This window comes from Streptomyces sp. NPDC001728 (assembly GCF_040297565.1).
Taxonomy (GTDB): Bacteria; Actinomycetota; Actinomycetes; order Streptomycetales; family Streptomycetaceae; genus Streptomyces.
Genome location: NZ_JBEOZK010000004.1, coordinates 262,092 through 285,799, shown reverse-complemented (window position 1 = coordinate 285,799; position 23,708 = coordinate 262,092). Strand labels below are relative to the sequence as shown.

The window sequence follows — 23,708 nt, the reverse complement described above, 5'->3', positions numbered from 1 at the left end:
GAGACGACTCGAATGGATCAGCGGCCGGGGATCAGCGGGACGCCGGGGAATCAGCCGCGAGGGGTCAGCGGGCCGGCTCCGGGAGCTCCTCGCCGGTCTCCAGCAGGGACTTGAGGCTGGACACCAGCGCGGGCCAGCCCTCGCCGATCAGCCCCTTCATCAAGCCGTCGGCCGCCAGGTCGTCGTGGGTCACCGTCAGTTTGACCGTGTCACCGGAGGGCTCGATCACGAAGGTCACCCGCGACCGGCGCTCGCGGGCGAGGCGCTCGTACACATCCCGTCCGAGGCGCACGGCCTCCGCCCATTCCGGGGTGAAGGTGTGCCAGGTGTACGAGAGGCGGCGGCCGGGCTCGGCCTCGAGGACGACCTGCTCGGGGTCGGCGGTCCTGCGGCCGCCCTCGTCCCAGACCATGGGGGCGCCTGGGGTCCACTCGGTCTCGAAGGCCACGCCCCAGAACCGGCGGGTGGACTCCGGGTCGGTGAGCGCCTTCCACAGCTCGTCGGGGGTGGTCCGGATATAGGTGGTGTAGACGAACGTGTCGCTGTCCATCGCGCTGCCCCTCGGATCTGCCGTCCCGCCCCGCGGATCTGCCGTCCCTTGCCTCCAGCCTAGGCAGGCGGCGGACGGACGTGCCAGCGTAGGACCCCGGTACCCCCCTCCGACCCGCCGAAGGGCGGTTGATTAGGTGCGGAGGAAACTATTCAACGTGCTGCTAGCGTGTCCGGATGTCCCTCAAGCACGCCGTCCTCGCAGCTCTCCTGGAGGGCGAGGCCTCCGGATACGACCTGGCCAAGATCTTCGACGTGTCCGTCGCGAACTTCTGGGCCGCCACCCCGCAGCAGCTCTACCGCGAGCTGGACCGGCTCGCGGTGGCCGGTCTGATCACGGCCCGCGTGGTGGAGCAGGAACGGCGCCCCAACAAGCGGATGTTCAGCCTCACGGAGCCCGGTCGGCGGGATCTCGCCGCCTACACGTCGGCGCCGCCGCGCCCCAGCGCCGTACGGGACGAGCTGATGGTCCAGGTGCAGGCCTGCGACGAGGGCGACACCACGGCGGTCCGTGAGTTCGTGGCCCAGCGGATGGAGACGGCGCGGGCGAAGCTGGCGCGCTACGACCGGCTGCGGGAGTGGATGCTGAACGGCCGGGACGAGGACACCTACCTCGGCGAGGCCGAGCGGGTGGGCCCGTACCTCACGCTCATGCGCGGCCGGTACTTCGAGGAGGAGAACCTGCGCTGGGGCGAGCGCGCCCTCGCGGTGCTCGACCGGCGTGCGGAGGCGCGCGGCCGGGCCGGGGCGCCGGGCGGAGCCGCCGTACGGGGCGGGGTCGCCGCGCGGCAGGCCTGAGCGTCACCCGGACGGGTGCGGCCTCCTTCTACTCTGCGGTAGCGTCACCGGCCCGGCCACCGGACACACCGGCGGCGCACCAGGAATGATCGGGGACGGGCCGCGATGAACATCGGTGACCTCGTGGAGGACTTCACCCTTCCGGACGAGACGGGCGCCCCGCGCTCCCTGACCGGGCTGCTCGCCGAGGGGCCGGTCGTCCTCTTCTTCTACCCGGCGGCGATGACCCCCGGGTGCACCGCGGAGGCCTGCCACTTCCGGGATCTCGCGGCCGAATTCCGAGCCGTCGGGGCGCTGCCCGTGGGGATCAGCTCGGACGCGGTCGAGCGGCAGCGGGAGTTCACCGAGCGGCACTCCCTCGGGTACCCGCTGCTGTCCGACCCGGACGGCGCCGTGCGTGACCGGTTCGGGGTGAAGCGCGGATTCTCGCTGGCGCCGACGAAGCGGGTCACGTTCGTGATCGGCCAGGACCGGCGGGTACGGGAGGTCGTGCGCAGCGAACTCCGGATGAGCGCGCACGCCGACCGGGCGCTGGCCGCACTCCGCACCCCCTGAGCAGCGTCTCCCCCGGGCCCGGCCTCGTCCGCACGACATGCGGCGGCGCCGGGTCTGGGCGAGACTCGCTGAAACGCCCGGTCCCTCCCGGCCGGCGTGGGATCGGAGTGTGCAGGAATGGACGACTACCCCCTCCTCAACCTCTTCTGGACCATGCTGTGGTTCTTCCTCTGGATCATGTGGTTGTTCCTGCTGTTCAAGGTGATCACCGACATCTTCCGGGACCACTCCCTCAACGGCTGGGCCAAGGCAGGCTGGCTGGTCCTCTGCATCGTGCTCCCGTACATCGGCGTGCTGATCTACGTCATCGCCCGGGGCAGGAGCATGGGCGAGCGTGACGTCAAGCAGGCCAAGGCGAGCGAGGCCGCGTTCCAGGACTACATCCGCAAGACCGCCGGAACCCCGGGCGACGGCGCGACGAGTCCCACCGACGAACTGGCCCGGCTCGCCGAGCTGAGGGACAAGGGCGCGATCACTCCCGAGGAGTTCGACAAGGCGAAGGCCAAGGTCCTGGCCTGACGCCGTCGAGGCGGTTCGGAAGGAGCGCGCACCGGCGTGCGGAAGAGGGCGCGGGCGGCACCGGCCGCCGGGCTCGCGGGTTCCCTGCTGAGGGAAGCCCTCGCGGAGCCCGGCAGACTCCCGGAGTCGCTCGCGTCCTTCGCGTTGCGCCATATGGGTCCGACTGCGGCTGCCGTCGTCGCCCGCCTCCGCTCGGACCACCCCGAGGCCGACGCCGCCGCCCTGCGGGTCATGGTCATGACCCGGGGGCGCCGGTCGGTGACGGCGGAAGGGGCGTTCGTGGGCGGGCCCTTCCTGCTGCTCGTGCCGTTCGCGTTCTGCGCCGCCCTGCTCTCCCAGGCACGCACGGTGCTCGAACTCGCCGCCGTCGAGGGCCTGGACGCCACGGACCCGGAACGGGCCGCCGAACTGCTCGTCCTGCAGGGCGTCTACGCGGACACCGGGGCCGCCCGAGCCGCGCTGGAGCCGGCCGGGGGCGAGCGCACGGCGCCTCGGAGGGGCGGCCGGACGAGGACGGCCGCCCTCTGGGAGCTGACTTCTCGGATGGCCCGGCTGCTCGGGCTGCTGACCCCCGAGGAGGAGCCCGCCGGGCGGTTCACCCGGATCGGCCGGTGGGCGCTGCTCGGGGTCGTGTTCCTCGTCGGCCTGGTCGCCCCGCTGGTCTGGCTGCCGTACATGGCCGTCTCCTACCAGCGGGCCACCACCCGACTGCTGGACCGGGCCGCGGTCTTCTACGTCGGTGAACCCGGCACGCGCTCCCCCCGCTCCCTCCGCTCCCCGCGCGGCCTGCGGGTCGACCCGGCCCTCGCGCTGTCGGGCCTGCGCGCGCTGGGTTCACTGATGCTGCCGGCCGTCGCCCTCTTCCTGGTGCTCGCCACGGACATCCGGATCGCGGGTGGGCAGTGGCCCGTAGTCGGGACCGTCCTCACCTGCGGCTGCCTGATCACCGGCGGCTGGTGGCACTGGCGGCGCCGCAAGCGGCGGCGGAGCCAGGAACCCACCCCTTAATGCGTATGCCGCATACCTCTTTGATACGGTCACGGTGTGAGGCTGACAAAGTTCACCGACCTGGCGCTCCGTGCCGTGATGCGCCTGGCGGTCACCGCTCCGGAGGAATCCGTCACCACCCGCGAGGTGGCGGAGTCGATGGACGTGCCCTACGCCCACATGGCGAAGGTGGTGACCCGGCTCCAGCACCTCGGCGTGGTCGAGGCGCGGCGGGGCCGCGGCGGCGGCCTGGCCCTGACGGAGCGGGGACGGCATTCCTCGGTGGGCTGGCTGGCCCGCACCCTGGAGGGTGACGAGGAGGTCGTCGCCTGCGAGGTCGACCCACCGTGCCCCCTGCGCTCCGCGTGCCGGCTGCGCGGGGCGCTACGCGAGGCGCAGGAGGCCTTCTACCGGGCGCTCGACCCACTCACCGTGGCGGAGCTGGTGAAGTCCCCGACCGGTCCGCTGCTGATCTCGCTCAGCCCACGCCCTTCCCCCTGAGATCCCGGGGTCCCGAAGCCTTTCGACCCCCTCTCCCCCTGAACCTCCGAGTCGTCATCCCGTCGGCTCGCTTCCCTCGGCTTCAAATAGGTAGATCATCTACCAGATTGAGAGTTGTCATGCTGTCCGAACAGGCCGCCCCCGTCGTCCGCGCCACCCTGCCCGCCGTCGGCGGCGCTCTCGGCCAGATCACCGAGCGGTTCTACGGGAGGCTCTTCGCCGCCCACCCCGAACTTCTCCGCGACCTGTTCAACCGCGGCAACCAGGCCAGCGGCGAGCAGCGGCAGGCGCTCGCGGGCTCCATAGCCGCGTTCGCCGGCGCGCTCCTCGAGCACCCGGACGCCCGGCCCGACGTCATGCTGTCCCGGATCGCCCACAAGCACGCCTCGCTCGGCGTCACGTCCGAGCAGTACAAGGTGGTGCACGAGCACCTCTTCGCCGCCATCGTCGAGGTGCTCGGCGAGGCAGTGACCCCGGAGGTCGCCAGCGCCTGGGACGAGGTCTACTGGCTGATGGCGAACGCCCTGATCGCCATCGAGGCCCGGCTCTACCAGGAGACCGGGGTCGCCGAGGGCCAGGTCTGGCGGTCGATGGAGATCGCCGAGCGACACGAGGAGACGGCCGACACGGTCTCCTTCGTCCTGCGTCACACCGATGGGACCCCCACGGCGGCGTTCCGGCCCGGCCAGTACGTCAGCGTCCAGGTCACCCTGCCCGACGGCGCCCGCCAGATCCGCCAGTACAGCCTGTCCGCCGCTCCCGGCCACCCGCAGTGGCGGATCACCGTCAAGCGCGTCGACGGCGACCCGGCGGGCGAGGTGTCCTCCTGGCTGCACGCCCAGGCCCGCACCGGGGACACCGTGGAGGTCTCCGCCCCGTTCGGCGACCTGGTCCTGCCCGAGGGCGACGGTCCCCTGCTGCTCGCCTCCGCCGGAATCGGCAGCACGCCGATGCTGGCCATGCTCGACCACCTCGCGGCCACCGGCTCGACCCGCCCCGTCGTGGTCGTGCACGCCGACCGGACCCCGGACTCGCACGCCCACGCCGCCGAACTCCGCGGCCTCGTGGACTCCCTGCCGCAGGGGGCGCTGCACCTCTGGTACGAGGAGCCGGGCGACTCCGGCGCCCGAACCGGCCGCGCCGACGTCACCGCGCTCGACCTGCCGGCCGGCACGACCGCGTACCTCTGCGGCCCCCTCCCCTTCCTCCGCACGGTCCGCGGCGACCTCGTCGGGCGGGGAACCCCCGCCGCCGACATCCACTACGAGGTGTTCGGCCCCGACCTGTGGCTGGGCGCCGAGAGCTGACCCACCCCCTGACAGGGGCCCGGCAGGCCCTTCGATCCCCAAGCGTCATGGCGCTACCGCCACGGATACTGCATAGTGAGGGCGGTATTCGGCCTCGCAATCAGCGGGTCCGTGGCGGATGGACGGAAGCGACGGAAGCGATGGGATCGTTCGTTTCAGCAGGCGGTGGCGGGGCCACGAAACGGCCGGTGCGGGGCATCGCCCTCGACATCGGCAGCTCCAGGACCCGCGCCTGGGCGCCGGGTGCGGGGGTCTTCGCGGACGTGCCGAGCGGTCCGGTCCGGCGTGGGCGCGTGGCCGGGTCGGACTCCCAGCTCCAGCTGCTCCGCCGGCTCACCGCCTCGGCCCCGGGCGGCGACGGGCACGACACCGTCGTGATGCTGACCCATCCCGTGCTCGCCGCCCCCGAGGAACGAGCGGCGGCGCGGCGGCTGGTGGACGCCCTCGGCCCGGTGCGGGTCATCGCGGTGGACAGCGCCCGCGCCGCGGCGGCCCACGCCGCCCCGGCCGGCGGCGGCCCGCTGCTCGTGGTCGACCTCGGCGCGCAACTGACCGAGGTCACCCTCGTCGTGGACGGCCTCGTCGAGGACGCCCGGCTGGCCGAAGTGGGGGTCGACGACCTCCCGGCTTCGGGCGGCGTGCCGGAATCGGTCGCCGGAACAGCCGCGGACATGGTGAGCGACCTGTGGCGGCGCGACCGCACGGGCGCGGTACGCGGGGCGCTGCGGCGTGGCGTCCTGGTCACGGGCGGCGGCGCACTGCGTCTCGACGTGACCGGCCGCCTCGCGCATCTCCTCCGCGCCCGAATCCGCCTGGCGAACGACCCGTCGACCAGCGTGGTCCGAGGCGCCGGCCTGATGCTGGCCTCCGCCCTGCGCCACCCGACGGGCACCGTCCCCCGAACCTGACCCCGGGGCCGTCCGCCACCCGGTCACGGAAGCCCGACCTCGACTCCGCCTCAGGCGGCGAAGCCGAGGTTGCTCACGTACTCGTACTTGCCCCAGTCGGACCCGAGATCGGCGATCTGGTCGATCCAGGCGTCGTCGAGGGCGCGCTCGTCCCCGGCGGCGCCGCCGGCGCCGCCCGGTCCGCCTTGGGCCGCTCCCGCTCGGAACGCTTGCCCTGCGAAAGGGCACGCTCGGGCAGCTCACGGCCGCCGGGCGGCGTTGCGGATACACCGCCTTCACGGTCGGCGGCGGTCGGCGCGGGCTCACCGCCCTCGGCGTCGGCTGGGGTCGGTACGGTGCCGCCGCCCTCGCGGTCGCACGGGGTCGGGGCGGCGCCACCGCACTCCGCGGGATCGAGGTGCTGCGCGAATCCCTCGACCTCATGACGGGCCGGGTGTCCGCACAAAACACACGGCTGAGGTACGGCGAGCTCGTCGCCCTCGTCGCCCCCGCCCGCCGGCCCCGCCGCGACCGCCGCTGAAGGCGACGCCGGAACCGAGGACGGGGTCGGGGACGACTGCGGGGTCGGGTCCGGCTCCGGGGCCGGGTCCGGCTCCGGGGGCGCCGGTTCGTCGGCGGGTGCGTCGAGCTTGGCGCTGAGGCCGTCGAGCAGGTAGGCGTACCGCGGCCTGGTCTCTCCGGAAGGCTCGCGGCCCGATTCCCAGGCGGCCAGGGTCGTCGGGCTGACGCCGAGCGCACGGGCCACCTGCGCCTTGGTCAGTCGCCGGTCTCCCGCAGCCGTACCCGCTCCTCGGGGGCGGGCAGTTCCGCCTCCGGTGCCACGCCCGCGAGGAGTGCGTCGACCGCGTCGAAGTCCTTCACTGCCGCCCCGCCTCCACAACCCGCTCCACGTCCGCCACCCTACCCGTCGCCCCGCAGCGTCGGCGGTTGCGGGGAGGGGTGGGTGGGGTGGCGGCGTGGGTCGGTCAGCAGCCCATGGACCAGGTGTGGGAATCGCCTCGGTCGTTGGCGGCGCCGTCGTAGCCGACTTCCTGGCCCGGGGCGAGACAGATGGTCATGCTGCCGCCCTGCCAGGCGCTCTCGTAGACCTTGACGTGGTCCTTGATGCCGGGGCCGGAGATGCCGTGGTTGGCCCAGGAGGAGTCGGTGTCGGAGATCCAGCTCTCCCACCAGCCGTCGTCTCCGCTCCAGTTGGCGCGCTGGCCGCTGAAATTGGCGTCCTGCCAGACGCAGAACTCGCCGTTGGGGCAGTCGGCCGCCCCCGCGGAGGCGGCGAGGGCGAGTCCGGCGGTCGTGGCGAGCAGTGCCGCGGTGGTGGTGGCGAGGAATCGCTTCACGAGTGGCTGGCGCCTTTCTGCGGGTGAGTGGGCGCGGGCAGTTCGGCTGCCCTCAGCAGTGCGTGGTCGCGCAGCTGCCGGTACGTGGTGAGCTCGTCGCGGTGCAGGGCGCGCACCGTGGTCAGCTCGGCGGCCTCCAGGCGGGCTCGGACGGCGCCCAGTCCGCTCTCGCGGTCGCAGCGGGTGGCGACGGCCGGGGCGGGCCGGTCGGGCCGCAGTCGCCCCGGCGGGGTGACGCACCGGGTCCAGCGGGCGAGTGCCGCGCGATGGTCGGGGTCGTCGCGCATCCGGGCCTGGGCCTCGGCCCGGAGGTTGTCGACGGTGACCTGAACCCGGAACCAGCGGCGCTGGTCGCCGTACAGCCGCTGGCGGGCGGCGGCGAGGCAACCGTCGGAGTGGGCGGTGACGGTGGCGCCGGTGGCGAGGGTGAGGGAGAGTTCCCGCGGTCCGGCGCCGAAGAGCGCCGCTTGCAGGGTCCTGTCCTCGTCCGGGGCGCGGGGCCGGGCCGCGAGGGCGAGGCCCCGTTCGTCGAGGCAGTCGACGACGAGCCGATGCTCGGCCGCTTCGAGAAGGGCGTTCTGGGCCGCCGCGCCGGAGGGTACGCCGGGGGTGGCGGGGCTTCCTGGGGAGACCGTGGCGCAGCCGGACAGCAGGAGCGCGGCGGCTGCGGTCAGCAGAGCGCGGCGGGTGCGTGAGGTCACTCGGAGCATCGGGTCCCCCTTGGATCGTCCCTGGTCGGAGCTGCCGCACGAGGTGCGGATCGGCGGCTCGGGATGATCACTGCCCGAGGCGACCACCACCATGCGGGACCTCACTCGAACGGGTCGAACGCGCCGGAGCGCGCGCCCCCCGGGCGCCGTTCTCGCACCGCCGGGCAGGGGTCACGCGAGCGGCCTGCCGCGAGGAAGGAGTGCCGTACGCGGGGTCGTACGCAGATCGGGGACTCCCCTGGAAACGACTGAGCCCCGGTTGGACGGGGGATTCCAACCGGGGCCGATCGCCGTGACGCGGAGGGCGGTCACCTCTGGGGGGGGACCTTGGGGACCGGGCCCCTTCGCAGTCACATAAGTAGGAACGACGAACCTTTCCCGAATGTTCCGAGCGTGCCCGCGTGGGCGGTGTGAGCCGCCTCACCCGATTTCGGCGGGTCTCGTCAGTCCTTCTCGGGCCGGTAGACGGCGCCCGGCTCGGCCTTGCCGGGGGCGAGGAGCTCCGGCACCGTCACGAAGGTGAAGCCTCGCCGCTTGAGTTCGTCGATGATCGAGGGGACGGCCGGGACCGTACCGTCGTAGATGTCGTGCAGCAGGATGATGCCGTCGCCGTGCGCCTGCTCCAGCACGCGCTGCCGGATGAGGTTCGAGTCGGTGGTGGAGTAGTCCTTGGCGGTGATGCTCCAGAGGATCTGCGCGAGTCCGAGTTCCCGGCTGACGTCGGACACGGTGTCGTCGGTGCGGCCCTGCGGAGGGCGCATGAGCGTGGGCTTGCGGCCGGTGATCTTCTCGACGGCGTCCTGGGTCCGGGACAGCTCGTCGCGGACCTGCGCCTCGTCGAGGTCGGTCAGGATCCGATGGGTCCAGGTGTGGTTGGCGACCTCGTGCCCCTCGTCGGCGATGCGCTTGACGACCTGGGGGTAACGGTCGACGTGCTTGCTGCCGAGCAGGAAGAAGGTCGCGGGGACCTGCTTCTCCTTGAGGATGTCGAGGAGCCGGGGGGTGTCCTTGCCCGGACCCGCGTCGAAGGTCAGCGCTATGCACTTGACCTTCGCGCAGTCGACGCGGCGAGCCGGGGCCCCCGCCTTGTCGTCGGCTCCGCCCTCGCCCCGGGCGTCCTTCGGGGTGACGGTCTCCATCCCGCAGCCCCCGAGCGTCAGCATCAGCGAGGCGGCGGCGAGCAGCGCGACGGCCGGTCCCCTGCGTCGGCCCAGCCTGGATCGGAACGTCATGGAACCCGCCTTCCCCGTGGTGTCTTCGGTACAGCCGAAAAGACCGCCTGGTCAGGGCGGCGAGAACGGCCGAACAGGCACTCTACATACGGTGTATACCGGAGGCGTCGGCGGGGGTCGTCGACCGCTCGCGGGCACATGTGAACCCCGGACGGCGCCCGTCCGCTTCGTCCGGGGGGTTCGGACCTTCCGCTCAGCGGGAGGCGAGCAGCAGTCGGGCCTCGGTCTCCTGGTCACCGGAGACGGACTGCATGGACTGGATGTCGAAGCCTGCGGCGAGCACCTTCTCGACCTCGTCGACGGCGTGATAGCCACCAGTGAGCGTGGCGCCGACCAGGGCGGACAGATGGGTGGGCCGCACCTCCTGGTGCCGGCCGCCGGCCGTGTCGAAGGTGGCCGTCCAGACGGTGGTGACCGGTCCCGTGGCCATCTCCGGGCTCGGGTTCGTCATGTCCTCCAGCTGGTAGACACCGTCGAGAACGTCGAAGACGGCCTGGGCGTCCTCGCGGCAGCATTCGCTGAGCTGCACGCTGACGTCGGTGTCGATGTGCGTTTCGTACACGTCGCTCATCTCCTCACGGCCCACCGGTCGCGCGGGACGCCCCCGCGCCCGCCGTACCGGCCGCTCGTCGTGCCACGTGTCCAGCATCCCTCTCGGCGCCCCGTCCCGCGAGGCCCGCCCTCCCCGGGTCAGCGGCGCCCGGTGATCTCCTCGATCGTGTCGGCCTCGGCGGCCGGCTTGTCGGGGCGGTGGCGTACGACGCGGGCGAAGCGCAGGGTGACCCCGGCCGGGTAGCGCGTCGAGGCCTGGAGCCCGTCGTACGCGATCTCCACGACGAGTTCGGGCCGCACCCGCACGGTGAATCCGTCGTCCTCCACGGCGAGTTCTCCGAGCCGCTCGGTCTGCCACCGCAGCATCTCGTCGGTGAGACCTTTGAACGTCTTGCCGAGCATGACGAACCCGCCGTCGGCGGTGCGGGCTCCGAGGTGGAGATTGGAGAGGAGCCCCGTCCTGCGCCCGTGGCCCCGTTCGACGCCGAGGACGACGAGATCCACGCTGTGGACCGGCTTCACCTTCAGCCAGGTGCGCCCCCTCCGGCCGGCGACGTACGGCGCGTCGAGGGCCTTCACGAGGACGCCTTCGTGCCCCCGGCCCAGGGTGTCGGCGAAGAACCGCTCGGCGGCCTCGGTCTGCGCCGGTTGAGCGGGATCGCTCACGACCAGGCGGCGGACCCGTTGGGAGGCGGGGAGCAGCCGGTCCAGCACGGCGTGCCGTTCCCTCCCCGGCCGGTCGATCAGGCCCTCGCCGTCGACCGCGAGGACGTCGAAGAAGACGGGCGTGAGGGGCAGCGCGACGCTGGCACCGATGACGTCGGAGCGGGAACCGACCCTGCCGGCGATGGACTGGAAGGGGACCGGGCGCCCCGTGTCCGGGTCGAGGGCGATCACCTCGCCGTCCAGGATGAACGCGTCCGCGCCCACGGCGCGAGCGGTCGCGACCACCTCCGGGAGCCGGTCGGTGATGTCGTCGAGGGAGCGGGTGTGGACGCGGACGTCGTCACCGCTCCGGTGGACCTGGATCCTGATGCCGTCGAGCTTCTCCTCCACGACGCAGGGACCGAGCGCGGCGACCGCCTCGGTGACGGACGCGGCGGTGTGCGCCAGCATGGGCTGCACCGGGTTGCCGACCCGCAGGGTGAACCGGTCGAGCGCGGTCACCCCCTCGGCCAGGACGGCCTGCGCGACCGGAGGCAGCGACCCCTCGACCATGACGGCGCGCCGGAGTTCCGCCGCGGACACGGCGGCCGCCCGCGCGACGCCCTCCAGGGCGACGGCGTCGAGGGCCCCCTGGCGCACCTCGCCGGTCAGCAGTCGCAGCAGGAGGTCCTGCTCCTCGCGGGTGGCGGCGGCGAACAGGCTGTGCACCAGCCGGGACCGCTGTGCCCGGGCGCCCGCTCCTGAGACCCCGGCGAGTCCCGCCATCACCCCGTCGACCTGCCGGAGTGTGAGCCCCGGCTGCTCGACGGCCGGAACCACCGGGGGCACGACGTCCTTGAGGACGCTCCACCCGATTCCGATCCGACCCTGCGGGAGGCGCCCCGAGAGGTAGGCGATGACCAGCGGGCTCTCCTCGGGCGCGGCCTCCGCGAACAGCTCGGCGAGCAGCGCGATCTTGCGTGAGCGCGCGGAGGTCGCGGCGACCTCCCGGGACACCTCAGCGAGACGGGCGAGCAGCATGGACCCATCGTCCCCACACCCCGTCCCCGCCGCATGCCGACCCGCAGCATCGGCACCATCGTGCTCCGTCGCGCGGGGGCCTCAGGGCCAGGACACCGGGCGACGCCTCCTTCCTTCGGCACGTCGGGCGGCCCCCTCGGTCCTCCTGCGCCGGAGCCGGTCCAGCAGCCTGACCCGTGCCGCCGCGCGGCTGGGTGGCCGCTCGCCCCCCACCGGCCGCTCGTCCGACACCACCGCCTCCGCCACCGAAGACGCAGGCGCAGGCCCAGGCAGAGAGAGGGACGGCGGCGAAGCCGTCAGCGCCGCCGGCGCTCCCGTCCCCTCCCTCACCCCGGCGCGTGCCCACCGCGCCGCGGAGACCCACGAGACTTCCGCGCCCCGCTCCCGGGGAGCACCCGGACCCCCCGCTCCGCGCGATGGGACCACCTCACCGGGGTACGGAGCTGGCCGGCCTTCGCGTGCCTCGTCCAGGGCCAGGGCCAGACTCAGCCGGTGCCAGAGGATCTCGTCCGGGTCGTCGGCCCGTGTGAGCCGATCGGCGACCTCCCGTGCCGCCGCCCGCACGGGCAGCCCCGGTGGCGGTGGTGGGCGCAGCAGGTCGAGGTGATTGCGTTCGTAGGGATCGTCGACGACCTCGGCCACCTGGACCGGGTCGAGGAGGGAGGCGATGGCCGCCGCCCGTGCCCAGGGGTCGTCGGCGGCGCGGAGCTGCACCGCGAGCCTGCGGGCCCGCCAGTTCCTCGGCCTCCGGTCCTCGTGCGCGGCGAGTCGCTCGCGGAGTCCCAGGGGGAGGCGGCCGGTGAGCAGCGCCGGGCAGGCCAGGCCGAACTCGGCGACCTCCTCCGCCAGGTAGCTCCACACCACCGCCCGGTAGCGGTTCAGGGAGAAGCGGGCCGGGCTGAGGTGCCCGGTCCGGGCCAGCTTCGTGAAGCGCTCCGGAGTGATGTCCAGGAGCGCGGCGGCCTCCCCGGTGCCGACCGCCCGCACCCGTTCGCGGAGGCCGGAGGGGAAGTCCGGCGCGGCCCTGAGCCGGTCGAGCTCGCGCTGCTCGATCCTCGGCCGCCCGCACTCTCCCAGCGGCACCGCCCTGACCAGGCCGAGCTGGACCGCGAGCTGGAACTCGTCACGCCTCAGTTCCAGCTCCAGCGCGGCCCGCCCCGGCGTCACCGTGTTCGTACCTTCGTCGACCGTCACCCTGTGGCCCTCCCCCGTACATCCGTGTTCTCTCCGTGGTCCGAATCCCTCGGATCCATCCCAACGAAGGTAACTCAGAGTGACGACAGTCGCACGGTCTGTGGATAACTGCCTGTGGACAACGGTCGTGCGACAGCTGATTCAGGAGAAGTGCCCCAGGGACGTCAGAGCAGGCCGTCGGCCGGTCCCCCGGGCTGCCGCGCCGCCACGCCCAGGTGTTCGCCCACCCGGTTGACCAGCAGCGTCATCTCGTACGCCACCTGGCCGACGTCCGCCTCGGCCGCGCTCAGGACGCACAGGCAGCTGCCCTCGCCCGCCGCCGTGACGAAGAGCAGTGCCTCGTCGAACTCCACCATCGTCTGCCGCGCCCTGCCCGCCCGGAAGTGCCGGCCGGAGCCCCGGGCGAGGCTGTGCAGGCCCGAGGAGACGGCTGCCAGGTGCTCGGCGTCCTCCCGTACGAGTCCGCTGCTGGCGCCCGTCACCAGGCCGTCGTTCGACAGCACGAGCGCGTGTCGTATGTACCCGACGCGTTGGGTCAGGTCGTCGAGCAGCCAGTCAAGTCCCTTGTCCAGTGCCATCAGTGGTCCTCCCCCTAGCCGTTGCGTCCCCTTCGGCCGGATTTCCCGTGGTCCCGGGCCGCCGTGGTCCGCCGTATCGCCGCAAGCCTTACGCACTGTCGTGAACGGGGCAAGCACTGCATCACGCCCGCGCGTGCCGCAGGATGGGGACATGACGAGGATGAGCGGCGATCAGTGGCGGGCCTTCGTGTCCGAGGGGACCCGGACGGGCAAGCTCGCGACCGTCCGCGTGGACGGCAGCCCGCATGTCGTGCCGATCTGGTTCCTGCTCCACGGTGACGACATCGTGTTCAACACGGGCAAGGACACGGTGAAGGGCCGCAACCTCGCCCGCGACGGGCGGGCGTCGCTGTGCGTCGACGACGACACGCCGCCCTTCGCGTTCGTCTCGCTGCGCGGTCGTGTCGAACTCGACGAGGACCCCGTCGCGTTGCGCCACTGGGCCGGCCGCATCGGCGCGCGCTACATGGGCGAGGACCGGGCGGACGAGTTCGGGGAGCGCAACGCGGTCCCGGGCGAACTCCTCGTCCGCTTCCACATCGAGAAGGTGACCGCCGAAAGCGGCGTCGCCGACTAGGCGCGGCCCCGGTCGGGTCCCGGTGTCCGTTCAGCTCACCGTGTCCAGAAGTCGGGCCGTGTGCATGCGGCCCGCGTATTCGACCAGGCGGATGAGAACTTCCTTCCCCGAGTCCCGGTCACGTGCGTCGCACAGCACCACGGGTGTGCCCCGGTCCAGGTCGAGGGCGCGGGAGACGTCTGCCGCGCCGTACGTACGCGCGCCCGTGAAGCAGTTCACTGCGACCACGAAAGGGATCTTCCGGTGCTCGAAGTAGTCGACCGCCGGGAAGCAGTCCTCCAGGCGGCGGGTGTCCGCGAGGACGACGGCTCCGAGGGCGCCCTGTGACAGCTCGTCCCACAGGAACCAGAACCTGTCCTGTCCGGGCGTGCCGAACAGGTAGAGGGAGAGCCCCGAGCGGATGGTGATCCGGCCGAAGTCCATGGCGACGGTCGTGGTCGTCTTCTGGTCGACTCCCCCGGTGTCGTCGACCGACTCCCCCGCACGGCTGAGCTGTTCCTCGGTGCGCAGGGGCCGGATCTCGCTCACGGCGCCGACCAGGGTGGTCTTGCCCACGCCGAACCCTCCGGCGACCAGGATCTTCAGGGCGAGGGCGGTGGTGTCCGCTCCCTCGTCCGCGCCGCTGTTCTCAGAGCGCTCGTAGGCCATCGATTACTTCCCTCAGGATTCTTTCGTCGGGGAGCTGTGCGGGTGGTACGGGTCGGCTGACGCGCACGAAGCCCGATTCGAGGAGGTCGCCGAGGAGGACCCGGACGACGCCGACGGGCAGGTCGGCGTCGGCGGAGAGTTCGGCGACCGACTGCGTCTCCGCACAGCACAGGGCCAGCAGGGAGCGGTGCTCCGGTCCGAGGAGGGACTCCTCGGCCGGTCCGGGCGGATCGTCGTCCACGACGACGAGCGCGATGAGGTCGAAACGTACGTTGCTGGGGCCCGGCTTGGTGCGTCCGCCGGTCATCGCGTACGGGCGTACGAGCGGTCCGGCCTCGGCGTCGTACCACTGGCTGCCCGACGTGGTCGGGACGACGCCGGCGCTGTCCTCGTTCATGGTTCTCTCCGGGTCAGCCGGCGGCCGGCGGAGTCACCGTGAGCCGCGGCGGGGTGTGGAGGTGCTCGCCGACACGTTTGACCAGGCGTGCCATCTCGTAGGCGATGAGGCCGATGTCGGCGCTCACGGAGCTGAGGACGGCGAGGCAGGAGCCGTCACCCGCCGCCGCGACGAAGAGGAAACCGTCGTCCATCTCGACCATGGTCTGCCGGACCCCGCCGGTGTGGAACTGCCGTCCGGCGCCCTTCGCGAGGCTGTGGAAACCGGAGGCGATGGCCGCGAGGTGCTCGGCGTCCTCACGGCTGAGTCCGCTGGAGGCTCCGACGGCGAGGCCGTCGTTGGAGAGCACCACGGTGTGGTGGACCTCCCGGACCCGCATGACGAGGTCGTCGAGGAGCCAGTCGAGCTCGCCGGACCGGTGGTGGGAGATCCTCTCGTGGTCGATCATGCGTGGTCTCCTTCAGAGCCGTGGTTGTCGAGGGGGGTCGTGCCGGGGCCGAGGGTGCGTCTGCTTCCGGGCGCCGGGCCGCCGCCCCGGCGCCACCCCTCCCGGTAGGCGGTCATCCGGTCTCTGACCTGCTCCGGGGTACGCGTCTCCGTGTCGGGCGCGACCGGGACGAACACCGGTGCCGGGGAGGGTGCCTCGCGCAACTGCGGCACGAGGCTCGCCTGTCGTACGCGGCGGGGCAGTTCGCCCTCTCGGTCGCCGTGACGGGTCGGGCCGGACCGCGACACGGGCCCCTCCTCCCGGGTCGACGACGGTACGGAGGGACCGCGCCGGCGCAGCTCGGTGACCCCGGCCGGCGGCGGCCCCGACTCCGGCGGCGCGAGCGCGGGCACCGCGGTCGGACGCGGCAGGGACTGCGGGCGGGAGACGGGCGGGGTCCTCGGCGCAGCCGGGGCCTGCGGGGCGGTCGCGTCCTGGGGCCGGAATCCGGGCCGCCCTCCGCCCGGCGGTTGCGGGGCGGCCCCGCTCGGCGCCGGCACGGAGGCTCCGGGGGCTCCCCCGGTGATGGCGGGGCCGACCCCGGCCGGTGGACCGGCCTGACCCGGCGGACGCGGCACCTGGGGGCGGCCGAAGCGGCGGGCCTCGGCGCGGTGCGCCTCCTCGCGCTCACGGGCGGCCCGCGAGGCATCCGTACGGGGGTCGTCTGACAGACGGGGGAAGGGAAGGCCGGGAGAGCCGTGAGGGCCGGATTCGGAGCGGCCGGAGACGGAGCGTTCGGAATCGGGCGCCGTGCCGGTGCCGGAAGCGCGGGTGTCGCGCGGGTGCGGGCCGTCGGGGCCGGGCGCCGACGCGCTGCGGCCCGGCGGCAGAGCGCCCTGGAGGAGGTTCGTCGGAAGCAGGACGACCGCCGTCGTGCCGCCGTACGGGGAGGTCCTCAGCTGGACCTTGATGTCGTGGCGGGAGGAGAGCCGACTGACCACGAACAGGCCCAGCCGGTCGCTGTCGAAGAGGTCGAGGGCCTCCGACTGGGCGATGCGCGCGTTGGCCTCGGTGAGGGTCTCCTTGCCCATGCCGAGTCCCCGGTCCTCGATCTCCAGGGCGTAGCCGTTGCCGACGGGCTCGCCGCTGACGCGCACCTTGGTGTGGGGCGGGGAGAACTGGGCGGCGTTCTCGATGAGTTCGGCGAGGAGGTGAGTGAGGTCGGCCACCGCACCGCCGACCACGGCCGTCTCGGGGAGCCGACGCACCTCCACGCGCGCGTAGTCCTCGATTTCGGACACGGCGGCGCGGACGACGTTGGTCAGGGGGACGGGCATCCGCCAGGCTCGGCCGGGAGCCGCTCCCGACAGGATGATGAGGCTCTCGGCGTGGCGGCGCATCCGGGTGGTGAGGTGGTCGAGCCGGAAGAGGTCACCGAGTTCGTTGGGGTCGTCGGCGCGCCGTTCCATGCTGTCCAGAAGGTTCAGTTGGCGGTGGACGAGGACCTGGCTGCGGCGTGCGAGGTTGACGAAGACTCCGGAGATGCCGCTGGCGAGTTCGGCGCGTTCGACCGCGGCGGATAGTGCCGCTCGGTGGACGGTGTTCAGGGCCTCCCCGACCTGGCCGATCTCGTCCGGGGAGAGCGGGCCCCGGGGTGCCTCGGCATGGACGTCGATCTCCTCGCCGGCGCGCAGGCGGCGCATGGCGGCCGGGAGTTTGCCGCGCGCGATGCCGAGCGCGGTGTTGCGGAGGCTCACCAGCTCGACGACGAGGCCGCGGCCGATCCGCACGGAGATGACGAGGGAGGCGGCGACGGCGGCGAGGCCGAGGACGACCGCGGCGCCGCCCGCGCTGAGGACACCGTCGGCGAACGGTTCGACGCGATCGGTCTCCGAGGTGCGCGCGTCGGTCTCGATCGCGGTGAGTCCGCTCCGTACGGCGCCGAGGGCGTCGTCCCAGTCCACGGAGGTGACGGCCTGGGCGGCGGGCCGACCGGGGCCCGCGGCGCGGACGCGGTCCTCGGCCTTCGTGAGCCGGGTGTGGTCGCCGCCGGCGGCGAGCCGGGCCCAGGCGGCGCGTGGTGCGGCGGGCAGGTCGGCGGTGGCCGAGGCGGTGAGCGTACGCCGGGTCTCGACGGCGCCGGAGAAGGCGCGGAGGTGCTCCTCCGTGAACCGGCCCGCGAGGTGCGCGGAGGTGATCAGGGCGTCCTCGCGGGAGAGCATCTCGCCCGCTCGGCCGAATTCCAGGAGTACGCGCGCGTCGGAACCCTGCTGGGCGTCCTGGATGCCGGTGAGGGCGCCACCGACGGCGAAACCGGCGGAGACGGCGGTGGTGTACTCCGCGTACACCTGGTCCCAGTCGGCGCGTCCGTCGGCCGCGGCGGTACGGAGCCGGGCGAGGCCCTCCACCCCGCCGACGAACGCGGACACCCGGTCGCCGACATCGCCGGGCAGGTCCCCGGAGTCGCCGACGGTGTGCGTACCGTCGAGGCGGAGGCGGTCGACGGCCGCGTCCGTGCGGCGGATCCGGTCCTTGAGCTCGGCCGCCCGGGCGGCGCCGGGGGCAGCGACCTGCCGTACCGCGGCGCGCCGCTCGGCCTGGAGCGCGCCGATGGCCGCCGTCACGGGTTCGCGGATCTCGGCGTCGACGCGCTGGAGCTGACGGAGCCGGGCGATGTCCTGGGCGGTGGTGACGGTGGCGAAGCCCCAGAGCGCGAGGAGCGAGACCACCGGGACCATCAGGAGCGAGACGATCTTGGCGCGGACGGTACGGGGGCGCAGGCCGTGGCGCATGGGGCGCGGGCGGCGGGCGGTGCCGACGGGTGAACCGACGGAGACGCCGGAGACGGCCCCGTCGGCGGTGTAAGCGGCGCCGTCGGTCCTGAGCCCGTCAGCGTCCTCGTCACGGCGCTCGCCGCGGAGTCCGTCACCGAGCCCGGCCGGCACGGGGTGTCCAGCCGCTCCGGCCGGTGCACCGGGGGCGTGTTCCCCCGGTTCGTCGGCGGGCGGCCCTGCGTGCGCGCGGCGCCCGCGTGCGGTCGCCGACGGCGGCGGCGCCGACGCCTCGGCGTCCTTGGTCCTGCGGGGAGTTCGCATGGCCTCCTCGTTCCGGCTGCGGCTGGCTCTGGTGCGGTGTTCCTGCGGTTCAGGAATCGGCGAGATCTCCCGCCTCGGCGGGCCCCATGGGGCGTCGTCCTCGGACGCCCGGGTCGGTCAGTTCGTGGGCGTGCGGAGGGGCTTCGCGGTGCGGAAGCCCGGGGGCGCGACGTCCACCGCGCGCTCGTCGGGCTCGGTGAGGCGGCCGGCGGAGGCGTAGGCGGCCCGTTCCTTGGCCGTCGGGGAAAGCGCGACGAAGGCGGAGGTGATGAAGAGGTACGAGCCGAGGCCGACGGCGAGCGGGAAGATGAACTGCATGACCGTGGCGCCGGACAGGGCCGCGCCGGAGGGGGCCACGTCCACGCGTACGGCGAACATGCCCGTGTAGTGCATGCTGCTGACGGCCGCGCCCATGACGAGCGAGGCGACGGCCACGGCGGCGGGCGAGTGGATGTTGAGGGCCGCCCAGAGCGCCGCGGTGGCGGCGACGACGGCGATGACGACGGAGAGACCGACGAGTACGGGGTCGAACCGCACCTCGCCGTGGAGCCGGAGCGCGGCCATGCCCATGTAGTGCATGCTCGCCACGCCGACGCCGGTGGTCAGCCCTCCGATCAAGAGCGAGCGCACGCGGTCGCGGCCGTAGCCGACGGCGAACACGCCGACGCCGACGACGGCCATCGCGATGACGAGGCTGACGATGGTGAGCGGCACGTCGTAGCGGATGTCGGTACCGGTCACGCCGAAGCCCAGCATCGCCACGAAGTGCATCGTCCAGATGCCGGTGCCGATCGCGGAGGCCGCGGTGAGGAGCCAGTTCCGGCGCGAACGGCCCCTCGCGTCGAGTGCCCGTACGGTGCAGCGCAGCCCGAGGGCGGCGCCGACGCAGGCCATCGCGTACGAGAGTGCAGGTGTCAGCCAGCCGAAGGCAGCGTGGTCCAGGTGTCCCATGGCTCAGAGACGCTAGTGCGCATCAGGGGGCGCATCAGGGGCGCATTTCGAAAGCTGCTGGAATATGACAGAGAGATGGTCCCGAACGATCGGGCCGGGCTCGAACGTGCACACAGAACGTTCACCCCTCCGGGTACGGAATCATGTGCGCATGAGCGATGACCCCGCACACGTACGAGAGTTCTTCGGTTCCCTCGCCGCCGACTGGGACACCCGGTTCCCCAGCGACGGGCCCGCGTACGCCGCCGCCGTGAACGAGCTGGGGCTGCGTCCCGGAGACGCCGTACTGGACGCCGGTTGCGGGACCGGGCGCGCCCTCCCGCCCCTCCGTGCCGCCGTGGGTCCCACAGGCATCGTGCTCGGCGCCGACCTCACCCCCGAGATGCTCGAACAGGCCGCGCTCGCCGGGCGCGGAGGGTCGGCCGGAACCGCCACGCTACTGCTCGCCGACGTCGGCCGGCTGCCGGTGCGCGACGGCGCGCTCGACGCGGTCTTCGGGGCGGGGCTGGTCTCGCACCTGGCGAACCCGGTCGCCGATCTGCGGGAACTCGCCCGTGTCGTACGACCCGGCGGCCGGCTCGCGCTCTTCCACCCGATCGGCCGAGCCGCGCTCGCCGCCCGGCACGGCCGCCGGATCACCCCGGACGACCTGCGCGCCGAACCCCGGCTCGGACCGGTGCTGGCCGAGGCGGGCTGGCGGCTCGTCAGCTACGTCGACGAGGACGCCCGCTATCTGGCGATGGCCGTGCGGGAGCACTGAGCCGCGCGCGGCCCTCCCGCGCCCGGAGCCCTCTCTCCCACGCGACCCGAGGTCACGTCGGGGGTGTGCCGGCAGGTGCGCCAACCGCCGGACCGGCCAGCCTCGTTCCGGCCGGATCCCCCTGCCGGGTGTGGCAGATGTGGCAGAGTCGGGCGGGGCGAGGGCCCGACGGCGCGGGACCCACCACGTCGCCGCCGGGGTCCGCATCGGGGCGAGGGGGCTGCGGGTGGCACGGGTGGTCGACGATCGGTTCGAGCTGGTGGCACGGCTCGGCGGGGGCGGCATGGGAACCGTGTGGAGGGCGCGGGACCTGGCGCTGCACCGCGAGGTGGCACTCAAGGAGGTACGCCCGCCCGACCCCGCGCTCGCCGAGTACGACCCGAAGGCGCCCGGGAACTCCGCATCCGGGTCCTGCGCGAGGCACGCGCGCTCGCCCGCGTGGCGCACCCCCGGTGGTGACCATTCACCACATCGTGGACGGCGGCGAGGGCACGCACCCGTGGCTCGTCATGGAGCTCGTCTCCGGCGGGTCGCTCCAGGACCGGCTGGACCGGGGTGCGCCCGACGTCGACGAGGCGGCCGTGCTGGGGCGCGGCATCCTCGACGGGCTGCGGGCCGCCCACGCGGTGGGCATCCAGCACCGGGACATCAACCCCGCGAACGTCCTGCTCAGTCCGGACAGCCTGCCCGTCCTCACCGACTTCGGCATCGCCGCGCTCCAGGGGGCCACCGCCCTCACGGCCGCCGGTTCGATCACCGGCACGCCCGAGTTCATGGCGCCCGAGCGGGTCGGCGGCGAGGAGGCGACCGGCCGCGGATCTCTGGTCGCTGGCCACCCTGTACGTCGCCGTGGAGGGCCACCATCCGCTGCGGCGAGCCAACACCCTCGCCACGCTCGCGGCCGTCCTCGGCAAGGACGTTCCGGCGCCCCGGCGCGCCGGGGCGCTCACACCGGTCCTGACGCGGGTGCTGGTACGGGACCCGGCGGCGCGCCCCGACGCGGAGTCGTTCGACCGGATGCTGGCGGAGGTCGCGGCGGTCCGCACCGGGGTGCCGTCGCCCCCGGTGTCTCCACCTGACGTTCACCTTCACCCTGGACCTGAGGTTCAGGGTCCGGGTGGCAACGGCGTGCCCCGAGGCTTCAAAGGCAAGCCGAGGGACGCGGTCCCGCCGGGCTCCGAGGCTGTCGGAGCGGTGCCCTTCGCCTACGCCGTCACCCATACCGCGGCGCCGCACCGCCCCGCGCCGGGGCCGGTGTCGGCGCCGGGTCCGGTGCCGGAAGGTCCCATCGGGCCGCCGGTGCCTGGCGGTCCCCCCGGGCCGCCCGCGCCCCGGAAGCGGCGCGCTGCGGTGTTCGCGGGCGCCGGGGCCGTCGTCGCCCTGAGCGGACCTCGTCGTGGCCACGTACACGATCAACGAGGCACGGAAGCACAAGATCGACTTCGTCGGCCCCTATCTCGTCGCCCACCGGGACGTCGTGGTGCGGGCGGACGACGCCTCCGTGACGACGCGGACGGACCTCAACGGCAAGAAGGTCTGCGCGGCCACCGGCTCCACTCCCGCGCTCCTGATCCGGACGAACCTCGCGCCCCGGGCCGAGGTCGTGACGCACGACACCTACTCGCGGTGCATCAGCGAGCTGGCCTCGGGCGGCGTCGACGCCATCACCACCGACGACGCCCTGCTGGCCGGCCACGCGGCACAGGAGCAGTTCAAGGGCCGGTTCAGGCTCGCCGGTTTCCCCGTCAGCGAGGAGCGCTACGGAATCGGCCTCCCCAAGGGAGCCCGCTCCGCGGGCGGCTCACCACCGCGCTGAAGCGGATGATCGAGGACGGTTCCTGGCGCAGGGCCATGGAGAAGAACCTTCCGCTCGTGCGCACCGACACCCCTCCGAACCCGGAGTAGGCCACCCGGGGCGACGCACGGTCCCCGGTGTTCACGACCAACGCACCCTTCTGTCACGGCACTTCACTGTCTACGGTGGACGTGCCGGGCAGTCCTGCCCGGGAGAGGCGGTGGGGCGTGGCACGAGTACCCGAAAGACTGCGCAGGCTCCTTCCCTCCGCCCGCAGGGCACCTGAGGCCACCGCCTCGGCGCCCGTGCGGCCCCGGCAGGGACACAACCTCTTCGAGGCCGCGGCGGAGTACGTGGCCGCGTGCGCCGAGGACGACCCTGCGCGGGCCGAGGAGGCGGCGAGCCTGGTCTCCCCGGGGATGCTGTCGTTCGGCGTCAACGAGTTGGCCTGCCGGGCCCTGCTCACGCTCGCGCGGGAACGGGACGAGTCCCCCCGCGCGGTGGCTCGCTCGCTGCTCGGCCTCAGGGAGGAGCCGGTACGCCGCACGACGGGTGACGCGTAGACCGTGGGCGCGCGGGGCGCCGGGTCGGCGACACAGCTCACGGTGCCGGGCTATGGACAGGTCTCCCTACTGACTGGTTAAGGTGCGCCCGACGACCAGATGGGGAGGCCTCTGTGGCTGGCACGGACCCGATCGCCGAGGCCGACGGCGACGACGACGCGTTGTTCGTGCTGACCGCGGCGCTGCTGACGCCCGCGCGTTTCCCGAGTGTCCTCGGTGACGACTACCCGTCGGCGTGCGCGGCACTGGGATTGGCGCCGTACGAGGAGGGGTACGGGCTCGTGTTCGGTCAGGACGGGCTCGGGGCGCGGTGGACAATCGTCGTCGACGACGTGTCGCTTGTCGCGGTGGCCATCTCCTCCTGGGACTGCGGCATGGCCTACGACCTCTCCCCCGACGAACGCTCGGTGGTCGCGGGGCTGCCGGGCTGGCCGCTGCCCGTGGCCACCCGGGCCCCGGGTGTGCCCGCCCCGCACGACCCGGAACCGGAGGAGGGCGATCCCGCCCCGCTGTCCCCGCCCTCGGGCGCGGAGTGGGGCGCGGCCCAGCGGAGGCTGGGCGCCGACGAAGTGGCGCTCCAGTGGTCGGCGTGGCGATCCCAGGTGAACGACGACGGGACGTTCGCGGAGCCCGCGGGCAGCCCAGCGGGCGCGGCAGGTACGGCGGGTGCGGCCGGCCCGTCGAGTGCTGCGGGTACGGCGGAGGCGTCGGAAGCGGCTTCCTCCGGCGACGCCGTTCCGGACCCGTACGACGGCGTCCGCAGGGCGCTCGACGAGCTCCACCGTTACCTGGAGGAGCCGCCGCCGGTCGGCCGGGTGCGGTGCGACTCGGCTGCCGACGCGGGCGTACGGACGCTGCGCGCGGACGGGCCCGGCTGGTCCCTGGTGGCCCGGACCGGCGACATGGCCTTCGTCCTCCTCGACGAGCTGCCGCGCGAGGTGCTGCCGGTAGCCCGAGGAGCACGGCTCCCCGCGCTTCTCATGGCGCTCGACGCGATGGCCGTACGCCCGTCCTGAGCGAGCCGCGTCCAGGACGCGGCTCGGCCCGACGGTGCTCATGGAAGCCCCATGGGACGGCGCTCA

At 73.4% G+C, this 23,708-nt stretch carries 25 protein-coding genes and 2 pseudogenes; 13 read left to right on the top strand and 14 right to left on the bottom strand.

The window, feature by feature from the left end; translation table 11 throughout:
• Nucleotides 1-64 precede the first annotated feature (64 nt).
• Nucleotides 65-550: an SRPBCC family protein gene (locus ABT154_RS09155; protein WP_351854844.1), complete on the bottom strand. Its 486-nt coding sequence runs from the start codon at nt 548-550 to the stop codon at nt 65-67.
• 176 nt (nt 551-726) lie between these two features.
• On the opposite strand from ABT154_RS09155, the gene ABT154_RS09150 reads away from it, so the two are divergent.
• The 7 genes from ABT154_RS09150 (at nt 727) to ABT154_RS09120 (ending at nt 6,124) form a co-directional block, all read left to right on the top strand.
• A complete protein-coding gene (locus tag ABT154_RS09150) occupies nt 727-1,347 on the top strand; it encodes a PadR family transcriptional regulator (RefSeq protein WP_351854841.1) in 621 nt (206 codons plus the stop codon).
• Nucleotides 1,348-1,452: 105 nt separating this feature from the next.
• Nucleotides 1,453-1,902, top strand: coding sequence for a peroxiredoxin (locus ABT154_RS09145; protein WP_317875305.1), 450 nt, complete (start codon nt 1,453-1,455; stop codon nt 1,900-1,902).
• Between the two features lie 117 nt (nt 1,903-2,019).
• On the top strand, nt 2,020-2,421 hold the full coding sequence (locus ABT154_RS09140; RefSeq protein WP_351854837.1) for an SHOCT domain-containing protein: 402 nt from the start codon (nt 2,020-2,022) through the stop codon (nt 2,419-2,421).
• A 36-nt stretch (nt 2,422-2,457) separates the two neighbouring features.
• Nucleotides 2,458-3,429, top strand: a complete 972-nt coding sequence (locus tag ABT154_RS09135; RefSeq protein ID WP_351854834.1) for a hypothetical protein — start codon at nt 2,458-2,460, stop codon at nt 3,427-3,429.
• 36 nt (nt 3,430-3,465) lie between these two features.
• Nucleotides 3,466-3,909: an RrF2 family transcriptional regulator gene (locus tag ABT154_RS09130; RefSeq protein ID WP_351854831.1), complete on the top strand. Its 444-nt coding sequence runs from the start codon at nt 3,466-3,468 to the stop codon at nt 3,907-3,909.
• Nucleotides 3,910-4,028: 119 nt separating this feature from the next.
• A complete protein-coding gene (locus ABT154_RS09125) occupies nt 4,029-5,216 on the top strand; it encodes a globin domain-containing protein (RefSeq protein ID WP_351854829.1) in 1,188 nt (395 codons plus the stop codon).
• A 140-nt stretch (nt 5,217-5,356) separates the two neighbouring features.
• The gene (locus ABT154_RS09120) at nt 5,357-6,124 is read left to right on the top strand and encodes a rod shape-determining protein (protein WP_502969471.1); all 768 of its coding nucleotides are present in this window, start codon (nt 5,357-5,359) and stop codon (nt 6,122-6,124) included.
• 50 nt (nt 6,125-6,174) lie between these two features.
• Here ABT154_RS09120 and ABT154_RS09115 read toward each other — a convergent pair.
• The 8 genes and pseudogenes from ABT154_RS09115 to ABT154_RS09080 form a co-directional block, all read right to left on the bottom strand.
• Nucleotides 6,175-6,285, bottom strand: a pseudogene (locus tag ABT154_RS09115) (transcriptional regulator); the annotation flags it as partial.
• 804 nt (nt 6,286-7,089) lie between these two features.
• Nucleotides 7,090-7,461, bottom strand: coding sequence for a peptidase inhibitor family I36 protein (locus ABT154_RS09110; protein WP_351854824.1), 372 nt, complete (start codon nt 7,459-7,461; stop codon nt 7,090-7,092).
• Complete coding sequence (locus tag ABT154_RS09105) at nt 7,458-8,171, bottom strand: hypothetical protein (protein ID WP_351854821.1); 714 nt, start codon at nt 8,169-8,171, stop codon at nt 7,458-7,460. The genes ABT154_RS09110 and ABT154_RS09105 overlap by 4 nt, the downstream gene beginning before the upstream one ends.
• Before the next feature lie 443 nt (nt 8,172-8,614).
• Nucleotides 8,615-9,403, bottom strand: a complete 789-nt coding sequence (locus tag ABT154_RS09100; RefSeq protein WP_351854818.1) for a polysaccharide deacetylase family protein — start codon at nt 9,401-9,403, stop codon at nt 8,615-8,617.
• A 193-nt stretch (nt 9,404-9,596) separates the two neighbouring features.
• Nucleotides 9,597-9,974, bottom strand: a complete 378-nt coding sequence (locus ABT154_RS09095) for a hypothetical protein (protein WP_351854815.1) — start codon at nt 9,972-9,974, stop codon at nt 9,597-9,599.
• A gap of 119 nt (nt 9,975-10,093) precedes the next feature.
• Complete coding sequence (locus ABT154_RS09090) at nt 10,094-11,641, bottom strand: ATP-dependent DNA ligase (protein ID WP_351854813.1); 1,548 nt, start codon at nt 11,639-11,641, stop codon at nt 10,094-10,096.
• A gap of 81 nt (nt 11,642-11,722) precedes the next feature.
• Nucleotides 11,723-12,835 (bottom strand): DUF6397 family protein, encoded by a 1,113-nt coding sequence (locus ABT154_RS09085; protein ID WP_351854810.1) that lies wholly within the window; start codon nt 12,833-12,835, stop codon nt 11,723-11,725.
• Between the two features lie 164 nt (nt 12,836-12,999).
• Entirely contained in the window at nt 13,000-13,413 is a 414-nt protein-coding gene (locus tag ABT154_RS09080; protein ID WP_351854808.1) for a roadblock/LC7 domain-containing protein, read from the bottom strand.
• Nucleotides 13,414-13,564: 151 nt separating this feature from the next.
• On the opposite strand from ABT154_RS09080, the gene ABT154_RS09075 reads away from it, so the two are divergent.
• Entirely contained in the window at nt 13,565-13,990 is a 426-nt protein-coding gene (locus ABT154_RS09075; protein WP_351854805.1) for a PPOX class F420-dependent oxidoreductase, read from the top strand.
• A gap of 30 nt (nt 13,991-14,020) precedes the next feature.
• Here the strand turns inward: ABT154_RS09075 and ABT154_RS09070 are convergent, their stop codons facing one another.
• The 5 genes from ABT154_RS09070 to ABT154_RS09050 all read right to left on the bottom strand — a co-directional run bounded on the left by ABT154_RS09070 (nt 14,021) and on the right by ABT154_RS09050 (nt 19,508).
• Entirely contained in the window at nt 14,021-14,638 is a 618-nt protein-coding gene (locus tag ABT154_RS09070) for a GTP-binding protein (RefSeq protein WP_351854803.1), read from the bottom strand.
• Nucleotides 14,619-15,035, bottom strand: coding sequence for a DUF742 domain-containing protein (locus tag ABT154_RS09065; protein WP_351854801.1), 417 nt, complete (start codon nt 15,033-15,035; stop codon nt 14,619-14,621). The genes ABT154_RS09070 and ABT154_RS09065 overlap by 20 nt, the downstream gene beginning before the upstream one ends.
• 13 nt (nt 15,036-15,048) lie before the next feature.
• Nucleotides 15,049-15,483, bottom strand: coding sequence for a roadblock/LC7 domain-containing protein (locus tag ABT154_RS09060; RefSeq protein ID WP_351854798.1), 435 nt, complete (start codon nt 15,481-15,483; stop codon nt 15,049-15,051).
• Nucleotides 15,480-18,557 carry a sensor histidine kinase gene (locus tag ABT154_RS09055; RefSeq protein ID WP_351854795.1) on the bottom strand — a complete coding sequence of 1,026 codons (3,078 nt, stop codon included), beginning with the start codon at nt 18,555-18,557 and terminating at the stop codon, nt 15,480-15,482. Before ABT154_RS09055 ends, ABT154_RS09060 begins: the two co-directional genes overlap by 4 nt.
• Before the next feature lie 117 nt (nt 18,558-18,674).
• Entirely contained in the window at nt 18,675-19,508 is an 834-nt protein-coding gene (locus tag ABT154_RS09050; protein WP_351854793.1) for an MHYT domain-containing protein, read from the bottom strand.
• A gap of 151 nt (nt 19,509-19,659) precedes the next feature.
• Between ABT154_RS09050 and ABT154_RS09045 the strand changes: the two genes are divergently transcribed.
• The 5 genes and pseudogenes from ABT154_RS09045 to ABT154_RS09025 all read left to right on the top strand — a co-directional run bounded on the left by ABT154_RS09045 (nt 19,660) and on the right by ABT154_RS09025 (nt 23,642).
• Nucleotides 19,660-20,268 (top strand): class I SAM-dependent methyltransferase, encoded by a 609-nt coding sequence (locus ABT154_RS09045; RefSeq protein WP_351854791.1) that lies wholly within the window; start codon nt 19,660-19,662, stop codon nt 20,266-20,268.
• A gap of 283 nt (nt 20,269-20,551) precedes the next feature.
• Nucleotides 20,552-21,642: pseudogene (locus ABT154_RS09040) on the top strand (serine/threonine-protein kinase); the annotation flags it as partial.
• Nucleotides 21,643-21,664: 22 nt separating this feature from the next.
• Complete coding sequence (locus tag ABT154_RS09035; protein WP_351854789.1) at nt 21,665-22,084, top strand: type 2 periplasmic-binding domain-containing protein; 420 nt, start codon at nt 21,665-21,667, stop codon at nt 22,082-22,084.
• Between the two features lie 206 nt (nt 22,085-22,290).
• Nucleotides 22,291-22,626, top strand: coding sequence for a hypothetical protein (locus tag ABT154_RS09030; RefSeq protein ID WP_351854786.1), 336 nt, complete (start codon nt 22,291-22,293; stop codon nt 22,624-22,626).
• A 113-nt stretch (nt 22,627-22,739) separates the two neighbouring features.
• Nucleotides 22,740-23,642: a hypothetical protein gene (locus ABT154_RS09025; protein WP_351854783.1), complete on the top strand. Its 903-nt coding sequence runs from the start codon at nt 22,740-22,742 to the stop codon at nt 23,640-23,642.
• Nucleotides 23,643-23,708: the final 66 nt, after the last annotated feature.

Bases quoted from the DNA above. Each gene is read 5' to 3' on its own strand.
- ABT154_RS09075 (WP_351854805.1), top strand. From the start codon at position 13,565: ATGACGAGGATGAGCGGCGATCAGTGGCGGGCCTTCGTGTCCGAGGGG.
- ABT154_RS09045 (WP_351854791.1), top strand. From the start codon at position 19,660: ATGAGCGATGACCCCGCACACGTACGAGAGTTCTTCGGTTCCCTCGCC.
- ABT154_RS09105 (WP_351854821.1), bottom strand. From the start codon at position 8,171: ATGCTCCGAGTGACCTCACGCACCCGCCGCGCTCTGCTGACCGCAGCC.
- ABT154_RS09060 (WP_351854798.1), bottom strand. From the start codon at position 15,483: ATGATCGACCACGAGAGGATCTCCCACCACCGGTCCGGCGAGCTCGAC.
- ABT154_RS09070 (WP_351854803.1), bottom strand. From the start codon at position 14,638: ATGGCCTACGAGCGCTCTGAGAACAGCGGCGCGGACGAGGGAGCGGAC.
- ABT154_RS09095 (WP_351854815.1), bottom strand. From the start codon at position 9,974: ATGAGCGACGTGTACGAAACGCACATCGACACCGACGTCAGCGTGCAG.
- ABT154_RS09100 (WP_351854818.1), bottom strand. From the start codon at position 9,403: ATGACGTTCCGATCCAGGCTGGGCCGACGCAGGGGACCGGCCGTCGCG.
- ABT154_RS09055 (WP_351854795.1), bottom strand. From the start codon at position 18,557: ATGCGAACTCCCCGCAGGACCAAGGACGCCGAGGCGTCGGCGCCGCCG.
- ABT154_RS09140 (WP_351854837.1), top strand. From the start codon at position 2,020: ATGGACGACTACCCCCTCCTCAACCTCTTCTGGACCATGCTGTGGTTC.
- ABT154_RS09120 (WP_502969471.1), top strand. From the start codon at position 5,357: ATGGGATCGTTCGTTTCAGCAGGCGGTGGCGGGGCCACGAAACGGCCG.
- ABT154_RS09050 (WP_351854793.1), bottom strand. From the start codon at position 19,508: ATGGGACACCTGGACCACGCTGCCTTCGGCTGGCTGACACCTGCACTC.
- ABT154_RS09125 (WP_351854829.1), top strand. From the start codon at position 4,029: ATGCTGTCCGAACAGGCCGCCCCCGTCGTCCGCGCCACCCTGCCCGCC.
- ABT154_RS09090 (WP_351854813.1), bottom strand. From the start codon at position 11,641: ATGCTGCTCGCCCGTCTCGCTGAGGTGTCCCGGGAGGTCGCCGCGACC.
- ABT154_RS09150 (WP_351854841.1), top strand. From the start codon at position 727: ATGTCCCTCAAGCACGCCGTCCTCGCAGCTCTCCTGGAGGGCGAGGCC.
- ABT154_RS09145 (WP_317875305.1), top strand. From the start codon at position 1,453: ATGAACATCGGTGACCTCGTGGAGGACTTCACCCTTCCGGACGAGACG.
- ABT154_RS09155 (WP_351854844.1), bottom strand. From the start codon at position 550: ATGGACAGCGACACGTTCGTCTACACCACCTATATCCGGACCACCCCC.
- ABT154_RS09080 (WP_351854808.1), bottom strand. From the start codon at position 13,413: ATGGCACTGGACAAGGGACTTGACTGGCTGCTCGACGACCTGACCCAA.
- ABT154_RS09065 (WP_351854801.1), bottom strand. From the start codon at position 15,035: ATGAACGAGGACAGCGCCGGCGTCGTCCCGACCACGTCGGGCAGCCAG.